6 protein-coding genes are annotated in these 10,694 nt (G+C 48.3%); all 6 read right to left on the reverse strand.

Annotated elements, in window-relative coordinates:
* Positions 1-289: 289 nt before the first annotated feature.
* On the reverse strand, positions 290-2,521 hold the full coding sequence (locus tag AB5Z25_RS09650; protein ID WP_368135431.1) for an N-acetylmuramoyl-L-alanine amidase family protein: 2,232 nt from the start codon (positions 2,519-2,521) through the stop codon (positions 290-292).
* Positions 2,522-2,580: 59 nt separating this feature from the next.
* A complete protein-coding gene (locus AB5Z25_RS09655; protein WP_368135433.1) occupies positions 2,581-3,708 on the reverse strand; it encodes a cell wall-binding repeat-containing protein in 1,128 nt (375 codons plus the stop codon).
* A 577-nt stretch (positions 3,709-4,285) separates the two neighbouring features.
* Positions 4,286-5,212 carry a DUF4365 domain-containing protein gene (locus AB5Z25_RS09660; RefSeq protein WP_117807058.1) on the reverse strand — a complete coding sequence of 309 codons (927 nt, stop codon included), beginning with the start codon at positions 5,210-5,212 and terminating at the stop codon, positions 4,286-4,288.
* A 615-nt stretch (positions 5,213-5,827) separates the two neighbouring features.
* A complete protein-coding gene (locus AB5Z25_RS09665; RefSeq protein WP_022094837.1) occupies positions 5,828-6,469 on the reverse strand; it encodes a hypothetical protein in 642 nt (213 codons plus the stop codon).
* A 143-nt stretch (positions 6,470-6,612) separates the two neighbouring features.
* Entirely contained in the window at positions 6,613-7,593 is a 981-nt protein-coding gene (locus AB5Z25_RS09670) for a DUF2971 domain-containing protein (RefSeq protein ID WP_022094836.1), read from the reverse strand.
* Positions 7,594-8,872: 1,279 nt separating this feature from the next.
* Positions 8,873-9,976 carry a DUF8462 domain-containing protein gene (locus AB5Z25_RS09675; RefSeq protein WP_368135435.1) on the reverse strand — a complete coding sequence of 368 codons (1,104 nt, stop codon included), beginning with the start codon at positions 9,974-9,976 and terminating at the stop codon, positions 8,873-8,875.
* Positions 9,977-10,694 lie beyond the last annotated feature (718 nt).

The raw sequence follows: 10,694 nt of genomic DNA on the forward strand, positions 1-10,694 counted from the left end.
GTGTTGGCTAAAATGGGTCGGCCGGGATTGGTCAATCTCGGCCGACTATATTTGGCTAAATTATTCCGACGCTAACAGATTTCCGAACATCCAACTGGACAAGATGCCATCTAGGACGACAAATAACTGCACGCAATACCACAATGTAAACAAGAACTTCCCAGCAGGGTGAAACCAAGGACTCCTAGTCCCTACTCTTACCCCCCCCAAGAATACCGACTTCAAATAAACTTTCAAACTAGATGTCAAAAAGGTAGGGGACCCAGAGAGTCCCCTACAACTCAGAATTCTAACGAATCAATATTACTTTCGATGGACCCAAAGCGGTCAAACCGGAGATGCGGTTTCCATAACCATCACTATGCCAGAACAAATTTTCGCTCGGCGAATTGCCCCAGAAAAAGCCAATGTGGCTATCGTCGGCATATGGGTTGTAAGGATTGAAGAACACAATGTCCCCCTTACGAGCCAAGCCACTGCGCAACAACTCATCAATAGAGTTGAAATAAGTCACGTTCGCGCACGTATCGATAGCGTAGCCGTACCAACGATAAGCGTTAACGCAGCCGCCCCTTCCGGGACCTCCACTCCAAGGGGAATGGCTCTGCTCGGCGGCAATGGGAGCTAAATTACCGCCCGCTTTCATATACGCATGCGATACAAATCCGCCGCAGTTCATACCGGTATACCCATCCCAACGAGGATCACCCTTTGGATACATGCATGTTTCTTGGCTAAGATGCGTATCGTAGGGTGTTCCACGGTAATAGCCATCGTTTTCGTGGCTCATAAGCCAATTGACCAGGCTGGACCTATTAACCCCCAAAACAGAACCAGACGTATTCAACCATGCACCACTTGCATTGAAGTAGTAGTCGACGCCATCGATTTTCAGCCACCCGTTAGCAAACATAGCGCCCGAAGGCTGAAGCCAGTACCACGTGCCGCGGTCATTGAGCCATCCGGTCTTCATCTTGTAGGTGGAAGGATCCATCCAATACCACGCACCGTTAACATATTGCCAACCAGACTTAAGGACACCATTGGAAGATGCGTAATACCAAGTATTGCCGCTTTCGTCAGAAGCGTCTTTCGACATAATCCAACCAGATGCTACATTGACGGCACCGTTTGCATCCGCATAGAAAACCGCGTCTCCAATATGAATCACACCTGGCAATGAAGACGAGTCAGCACGATCAGCGACTACGGGAGATCCATCAGATGAAGTAGGCAACGGCTCGCTCAGTGCTCCAGACGAATTCGCCCATGCCATACCGTCGCTCAAGTTAATCCAGCACGAAGATGCCATCGCACCGGAATCATAAGAAAAATAGCGCGTGTTTCCTACCGCGAATTCACCAGTACACATTGCGCCGGATACATCATCAAGGTAATACCAGGCGCTTCCGAACTTTATCCATCGTCCTCGTTGAATAGCTCCATTTGATGCGGCGTAATACCAAGTACCATCAACAAGTGCCCAGCCTGTTGCCATGGCGCCTGAACTCGTAAGGAAATAGGTGGACGACTCCACTTGCATAAAGCCCGTGAGCATAATATGGCTTCCTGGATCCAGGTAATACCAAGAATTCCCTAGAAGTAACCAGCCTCCATGCAGTAAGCCGTTGGAGTCAGCGTAATACCAGTTGTTGTCAATAAGAGCCCACTGGGAGGAGAGCATGGCCCCTGAGCTGTTAAAGCTATAAGAAGTGCCATTACATTCTTTCAACCCGGTGGCCATAGAACCGTCTGCAGGATCAAGCCAGTACCAACGACCCCCATCCGAGAGCCAGCCTTTCACCATGGCACCAGAGCCGGAGAAATAATGCCAGACGGAAGCATCAAGGTGCCATCCGATAAGCATTGCGCCAGAAGAGGAGAATCCATACGTGGCTTCCCCGATCTGCAGCATTGTATCGTGGACCATCTTGCCCTCATCATCCAGCCAATACCAGTTGCTGCCGTCTGAAAGCCAGCCTTTTACCATGGCGCCAGAACCGGAGAAATAACGCCAAGCAGAAGTGGGGCCTGTAGAATCTAGGTACCAGCCGACACGCATTGCACCCGAAGAGGAGAATCCATAAGTTGCACCCCCGACTTGAACCAATCCATCCTGAGCCATTCGACCTTCGTCGTCGAACCAGTACCAGCTACCGTTTATGTGTCTCCAAGAAGAAACAGCGATTGTTCCGTCGGACAAGCCCCAACGCCAATAACCAGCCCCTTCTTCGGGTGATATCCACCCCTGATGCCAAACAATTTGATTCGAAACCTCAGAAGGGGTCTCATTATCAACCTGAGAGTTCTGCTCGACAGCGAAGGTCGATTCGCGCTGAGCATCAACGCCTGACTCGACAGAAGCAATAGCAACGTTAGATGCGGGACCTTCGTCAGTGTTATTCAAATCAAGGGCGTATAACATCGAGGGCGAACCCAAAAGGAGTCCCAAAGAAACAAGGCCCGAAAAGACCAACACCCCGAATGAGCATTTCTTCATAGCAGCACGGTATCCAATCACGCAGCGACCCCGTCACCTCAGGGCAATGGGGCCTCAATCAAAACTAGCTCAATAATGCGTTAGCCAATTTGTTGGCAGTTCTTGCACTCTCGTAAAGCACCGCGCTTCCGGGCCTCCTGGATAGAGATCTGCGAATAGCCCTTTGCGTCCTTGCCAACGGTACGACACTTATGCGTATGGTAAACATCGCTACCGCTCTTATACCAAACTAAACCGTAGTCCGGAATCCACTTGCCGTCCTCGCCGACATAGTAGGAGCCAACCCAGGCATTCGTAGCCATGGCGCCGGAAGACTGGAGGTAGTAGTCGCCGACCCAGGCGTCGTGGGCCATAGCGCCGGAACCGCTAAAGTAGTACCAGGCGCCGCCGACCTGACGCCAGCCGGTGGCCATCGCACCGGAATCGTCGAACCAGTACCAAGAGCCACCCAGGCTGCGCCAGCCGTTAGCGACCATGGCGCCCGAGCCGTCGAGATAGAACCACGCACCGCCGATGTTGAGCCAGCCAGTGGCCATAGCGCCGGAGGCGTTGGCGTAGTACCAGGTGCCCGAATCGTTGATCCAGCCAGTTAGCATGACACCGTACTCATTGAAATAGTACCAAGTTCCACCGATATTATGCCAACCGGTCAACAGCTCGCCGCTGGAAGTCGCATAGAGCCACTTTCCATAGATGGAGTCATAAATCCAGCCACTATGCTGCATGCGGCCATCAGCATTGGCGCCAGGGGTGTTCAGGAAGTAGTTTTTGCCATCAATCTGAACTCGGCCGTATGCCATATCGTGGTTTTCGGGATAGAAGTAGTACCAATCCCCGCCGATAAGCTGCCAGTTCGACATCGCGGTCCCGTCAGCGCCAAAATAGTACCAAACGGCTTCGTAATCGTTATACCACTGGTTCGTGACCATGACGCCAGTCTCGGGATCGAAATAGCGAAGGTTGCCGTCCTCGCACCGAACGAGTCCGGTCTGCATCGAGCCATCGTTGTCGAAATAATACGTTCCAGCAGGACGAGAAACAGAGAAACCTGTCAAATTGCGAGACTCGCTATGATCAATATATTGAAGACCAACGAGAGAATCAATATCAGCAAATGAGGGCGCCGGGGCAACCGTCATGCAGGCGGCGGCAAATACAGCAACTCCCAGCGCTGTTAGTCCTCGCCATCTTTCTCGAAGGTTATTCATACGACATCCTTTCTCCGAGATTTAAGGCTCTCTTAAGTTATTCTCAGACTATCAATTTAGTTTTTCAACAGGAAATCGATAAAAGGTATCTTTGTGACTGCAATTTGATGAGAGCCGCCACGTCCTTGCCGTCCCGTGCATTGTCGACAGCAACGTCTTATGGCACAAACCGGATATCCTTTTCGGCGCAAATCGTTTGAGCAGGCGGCACGCGGAAGGAGTGTGTAGAGCGGTTTTCTGCTGGCTGCCAGCCACGGCATCCTTTCGGAAACCTAATTGCCGCCGAAATTAAAGTCCCCGGCGCGGACTCACCTTATCTCCCCGACGCGGGCTCGATATCCTCTCGGATATCTAATCGTCTTGGACTTTTACCTGCCCAAGCACAGTACAACTTTTACGTGCCGCCACACGGAGCAAGGCTCGCGGATTATTCTCTAAAAACCATGCTTTCAAAGCAACTTAGGCACAAACGTAGTCAAACAAAATACCTTTCAGGTCTTTCTTGAAGATAAGCAGTAGATTAAAGTATCCGACAAGAAATCCCGCATTACATTCAACCCGCAGAAAAAACAGAGCACTAATACTCCGCCATGCCTTCGGACTCATATAAAAACCTCATATGATCGACATCGAATCTAAGTGATAGCACATCTATAGATTTGCGTACATCAGAACACAGGCAAACGAATTTAAAAAACGAATCAGTTAATTCGCTTTCAAACTCTTTGTCGCATATACGTTTTCCAAGCTCAATAGCTTGGCTCAATTTAGTAGCGACAAAGTGGTTGGAAATTAAACCAAGCATGTTATTAGCCTTCTCAAGGCTATCAAGAACAGGCAAAACGTATTGTATTGCGAAATCTAATGTGACGGTATCATCCTCAATATAATTCGGAAGTCGATACGCTAAATCACATGTATTTATATAATATTTGATCCATGACTCTTTCATTTTTGGAAACCGAGAGATATGGATTAACCGACTTTCAGCAGAGGTATCGCCCAATCTATTAGAAGTTGGAATTAAAATAGTATTTGACCTTTGCTTTCGCCAAGACGAATTATCGAAATTCAATCGAACACGAATATACTCTTGCAACCAGACAAAATAGCACGCTCCATCATCCGCTAAAGAACATCTAATTAAAAGAAAAGGTATTGCAAACATTTCAGCGTATAAAAGCGTCTTCGTATCAATGGAAAATGGAATTTCAGGTTTATCTTCGAGTGGCTTGTTTGTTCCCTTCACCTGAATTGCCATTAATTCACCAGTAGCGAATCCGTTTTCAAAGCGCTCAAAAATTTTATCGATTCCAAAATCACGTTCTGTTAAGTCTCGAACAACCCAGTTTTCAGAAGGCATAAGGGAGGTGACGAAAGAGCATGCCTCTGTATCAATTATGTGGCTATTTGGACGTTTCGGAGGATATGCCATAAAAATCAGCTCCATCAGCCTTAGCGCAAGAGCACCTAATAACGACAAAATAAAGATAACAACCAACATAATTAGACTGCATGTCAGTTGATATCGAATAAGCGGTTAAGGACACAATAACCAATAAAACAATAGCACTCACTGTGTCCAGGGGCATGGACCATCTCCTCCATCCTTCCTGCTCGAGCACGTCAGAGTAACCACCCGGTGAAACCATTGGCCGAGAGCTGCGCCCCCAGTCCCCGGGAAGCGGCCCTCTTGATTAAACTGCTCAGTATTTCGTGCTCACGGGCTCAATTCCCGGTGACCACTTGAGTCACTTCATAGTAGAGAGCAACGACAATGTCGACGCTGCAGGTCTTAAGAATACATTCGCAATAGATGTTCCGGCTGTTCACGCCACTGCAGTGAAGCTGACCGGCCTCGGCTTCTATGATCGAATTAAGCACCTGATCGGAGAGCCTGCGGATAAGCACCAGCTGTCGATCGTCCCGTCGCTGAGGTGGGGCTCAGCGAACATGTCGGGCGCGGCGTCCGCTAAGATCTACATTGCGGTCCTCATCCTTCTCAAGAACCTTCCTTGTGGTTATTTCAGATTCTAGTGCGAAAGCCGTTTTGCGTCAGGCAGACGTCATCACCCCCCCACGCTTACGCCATCTATTTTTTGTGCGATCCAAAGTATCGCTAGCTCACGCTCTTCACTATCATCAAATTTGCAGGTCTCATATTTGATGTTTCATTCAGCTCCTTAGAATCGATAACCAAATCCCATTGTCCATTTTGGCCCGGCAATGATCGGCAAAGTTGTTTGTTAGGTATACGAAACAATCGATTAACTGGAGTCAAACGCTTAACTCCAAAACATTTCAAACTGACAATTTCGATACATAATAAAGCTGCCAGTGAATTCAAACAGTTCTCCAAATTAGCTTTTCTAAAATACGTACCACGATCATGTTTCACAGCGTTATAGCTATCCCACCAAGTTAATTTTGCATACATTCCATTTATCCACGCATTAAAAGGTTTGAGTGAAATACTCTGGTTAATCGCAATGTCAACTACCTCATTTACAAAGGCAATATCATTCAAAGCAGACAGGCACTCGAATGCTTCCTTGATATTAGATGGTCTATTTCCGGATCGAAGTTCGACATAATCTTTAAAAACCGAATCAAATTCAGAACAAATCGATAAAAGCATCTTTGCAAATTCAACTGAATAAGTTGAGAAATTATCGTTGCTCAGCTCAACATAATTAAAGGAATTAACAAGCTCTCTTTCAAGAACCAAGTAGTAATCCCAATTTGATAAAGATAAACTCATAGACAAGCAACTCCCGTTAACGTAAATTACACCAAATTATCTTTCGAAATGCCCCCGTAGATATAGCAATCGCCAGCTCAGAAGTCTACTGACGCCCGATTCAGCTGACAAATAATTGACTATACGGCACTATTAAAGGATAACTAGCACTGTTCATCTACAGGAATATCCAGTTTATTCGCCGCGCAAATGCAAAGCTCTTTATCCTCTTGAGTCATCCTGCTCCCAAGAATAACTCGCAACGGCTTGCATGGGCGTTGTACATAATTCATCTCAAGCTCATCTGGCTCTGGTACAAGACGGGCACGATATTCGTTCTCCCGCTCAAACACACTGCCCTTTCTGTAAATTGCCCGTAGATCACTAAGCATGTCATCACTGCTCACATTAAGACCAAGCATCCTAGCAGCAGTCCAAGCAATTTGAGGGTCGCAATTAAATGGTTCGTCATCATATAAAATTGGTAATAATTCAGTGCGCATTCCGTTAGCTATGTTGCAATTGCGAATAGCTTCTCTGTCGTAAGCAAGAACGAAACCCGCTTGGCTTTCGGAATATACATTCCACATATTCGAATCGCTAGGATTGTCCGTTAGGCACAAAATGCGACAACAATTTCGGCAGCTATTCTGATGAACTGGGGCAACAAATCCTCCAACAAATAAGCGCAAGTTTTTAACAGCCGAGCGAAAAAGACTAACTTTTCCCTCATCGGATAGTATCTCGAACTCATCTATTCTTGCTGGATTAAAAGGAGCCCCCAGAACCCCTAAAACAAACGCAAGTCGTCTAAAATCAATTTGATTTATTATCTTTAACGCTTGTTCATCATCATTGAGATTACTTTCGATTTCATCTATACCATTCCAGTTATAGATCGGTACCGAGTCGCACTGATCGCTGAAAACCTTTGGATGAGAAAATGTAACAGTCGCGTTTTCTAGATCGGCAAAAGCGTATTCACTTGGAGGTCGATAGCGGTAAAGCATTCGCGGGACGAGAGAAGTCGATAGCGCTTCCAGCTCCTTCTTTGCGGAAACAATGGAGGCGCCATCGTTTTGCTTGGCAACGAGATTAGCCAGCGTCTCCCGATATGTTTCTTTCTGTGTCAAGCTTAGCGCCATGCAATATCGCTTCCCGATCTAGCTAAATTAGATGCAGTTGATTTTATCCAGTGCAAAAATACTGAATGCACATACGAAGCAGAAGTCATGTCTATCAACTACCAAAAAATGATTCCGATTGGAACGTACCGGAAATCGTAAAAGCTGCCAACGGATATATTTATAATAGCCTGAGATGGCTAGAGATGAAAACATATAGTCATCAAGCAGTCTTGTCCTCCGATGAAGACGCCAGCTATGACATCGAATTCCACTCTCTGTCAGGTCGCTTTACCAATTACGGAGCGCCGCAGAGGCTGCAGAAGCAGTCGAGTATGCAGAAAAGATTTATATGGGCGCGTCAATTAAAAAAGCTCTGTTAGACCAGGATTGACACACATCTGTCCCCACGGCGCCATATCGTTAGCCTCGTAGACCGCGGGGCAGCATGAACGCCGAGGACCTGGTAATCGCCTTCAAACGGGACATGGCGAAGCTGAGCGGGACCGAGCGTCGCCGCGCGATTGAGTCCGTCAGGGACGTGATCCGCGCGGCGGCGTTCGACGACACGGCCGGCTCCGCCTACGAGGTCGAGCGCAGCCGCGTCTGCCTCAAGACCGCCTACGCCATGCGCCATAGGCTGATCGAGTGCCTCTCGGCCCACTGCCCCCATTCAGGGCCGGGCGGGGCTGCGGCGGCGAGCTCGACGAGATCTACTTCCCTGAGTCGCTCAAGGGCAAGGGCAACCGCGCGAAGGGGTTGTTCGCGATGCCGTATCGGCAGCATAGAGACGGTATGTCCATTTCGTCTCTTTTAGCGCTGAATACCATGTATCGGGTTCATTTTCTCATGCCTTATTAGGAATATATGAGACGGCTGAATTCGTAGATGCCTGTTGTAAATGAATGTATGTGAGAAAGCTAACAACTACTTAATAAGAGTTGCGTTTGGCATCAGGCAACGAAAACCGTTGCATTTTGTCTCTTGCAACTAAAAGGGTTGCGTTTGGTATATAGCAACGAAAACAGTTGCATTATGTCTCATGCAACTAAAAGGGTTGCTTTTGGTGTCTAGCAACGAAAACAGTTGTGCACGGGCAAGATAACCCTCACGCTTTGCGAATGATATCTTTGTTCCTGCAAATTAAAACACGCAATGTTATAGATAGACGAAATCTGATTAGCGGGCGACGATGAATGCCACATCTCTATTATCACGGGGACTGCCGCCCCAGAAAAACCCGATATGGCAATCGACGCTGATAGCAGTCTTAAAGAACATGACGTCGCCCTCACTCGACCTAGAACCGTTCGAGAATCTCCTCGGCGTTCTCTCGCAGATAGATATCTAGGTCCGGCACGGCAAACTGCACGTAGCCCCTCTGTGGTGCCTGAATAACCTCTCTTTGTAGCAATTTTGCCCTAATGGAGCTGACCTCATTGGTCTTTTTACCCATGCGCTTAGCAATCTCGGATGATTTGGACTGTTGTTTATCCTCGCACATGGCCAAAAGGTATTTGATATCGTTGAGCCCCAGTCCAGAAATCGCGGGCTCGTGAACAACATCGTGAAAACGAGCCTCTGCCAGCGCAATGCCTTCAGTGACGTCGCGCTCGCTCACAATGGCACTTTTGGCACGATGCAAGTTGGCGCGCTGCCAAATGGAATAACCGACCAGTTGCACCAGATAGGCATAGCCCTTAGTGGCCTTAGCGGCTCTCGACAGAAGATTGTCCTCTATGGTCAAACCAGTCGCGACAAAGCTATCGCCCATAGAGAGCGCTACCTCCACCCGGTTGATTGGCGCCAGATCTTCGGGGAGGGCACGACGCAAGAACGTAAGCGCCTTGCCGTTAATAAGATCCATAACGCCGGCGGGTAAGCCGGCAAAGGCAAGTGCGATATCTACTTTTTCCCCTATCAAAAGCTGAACCGTAGACGCAATGGCACGCATATCATCAATCGGGGCGTCCTGAACTTCATCGATGGCAATAAAAAGACCCTTGGATGACTTCGCTGCCGAACTTAGCAACTTTCTAAGGCTCGACTCTTTGGGTGCAACATCGACTTTCGCAGAAACAAAGCCGGCGTTTACGCCGACTGAAGCATTGGCCGCAAAGAAAGAATCAGCAACCTGATCCCTCAAGTCCAGCAATAGGTTAGGGCCAGCAGAAACAATAGCGGTCTTCCATCCAAGTTCTCGCGCACGATCCCTAAGATCGCAGAGCAAAACAGTTTTTCCGGAGCCCCTCGGTCCAGCAATGCGCATGAGCCTCGCAGGTGCACCAATTCCCGCATTCAAACTCTCGGTAAACTCAAGAGCGATATCATCGCGACCAATTATGCGCGGAGGCTCAGCGCCGGCAGTGGGACGAAACGGATTATGGAATGCTGTGGCGCTCACTTGTTTGCCTTTCTAGGGAATCGATTAACAGTCAATCATCGTTTCAATAATTATCACAGACTATATCGAATAATATCGAGCTGTATAAGCTTGTATAAACTTATCGCGAAAGTATCGAGCTTTCGTAATTTATCTTAGCAAGTAGTCCAACGTTACTTTCTTCCAAGCTCATAGCGAAAGAAAGTTAAGGACTTCCTAAAAACCATTGCCTTAATACGAGAAATACTCGCTCTCAGCGGATAAGTTCGGCCCCAACCACGGATCGCCATCCAAGAAGAACTCAGGCCAGTGCTGCATGAACAGTGCTTGCTCGCGCTTCCAGCGACTCATCTTTTCCTCGTTGGCCTCTTCCCTGCCGCGCGAGGTGAACTCGTAGTGGTACAGCTCTGCATAGGGCGTAAAGATGGTGCGGAAGCCCGCCTCCCCCTGGCGCCAAATGCCTCGACCGCGAAGCTGTCCAATTCAAGATGGTCGGCATCGGTCCAGGCTCGGAAGCCTCTGAGACGCCCGACTCGTAGTACGTGACCTTGTCTATAAACAGGCTTTCCGCACTCACAGCATAAGAAGGCCCGTGCAACAAAACACAAAGGTAGGCCAGAGCAACAAGCAGGATGCAACGGCGATGATGGCCCAACAAGACAACAGGCATGAGTGCGCCGATCTACACGGCAAGCCAATAAACAGGGTTGGGAAATGCCTGGTGGCAGTACTCATCAGC

This window comes from Collinsella aerofaciens (genome assembly GCF_040910325.1).
Lineage (GTDB): Bacteria > Actinomycetota > Coriobacteriia > Coriobacteriales > Coriobacteriaceae > Collinsella > Collinsella aerofaciens_BL.

Bases quoted from the DNA above. Each gene is read 5' to 3' on its own strand.
- AB5Z25_RS09655 (WP_368135433.1), bottom strand. From the start codon at position 3,708: ATGAATAACCTTCGAGAAAGATGGCGAGGACTAACAGCGCTGGGAGTT.
- AB5Z25_RS09660 (WP_117807058.1), bottom strand. From the start codon at position 5,212: ATGTTGGTTGTTATCTTTATTTTGTCGTTATTAGGTGCTCTTGCGCTA.
- AB5Z25_RS09665 (WP_022094837.1), bottom strand. From the start codon at position 6,469: ATGAGTTTATCTTTATCAAATTGGGATTACTACTTGGTTCTTGAAAGA.
- AB5Z25_RS09670 (WP_022094836.1), bottom strand. From the start codon at position 7,593: ATGGCGCTAAGCTTGACACAGAAAGAAACATATCGGGAGACGCTGGCT.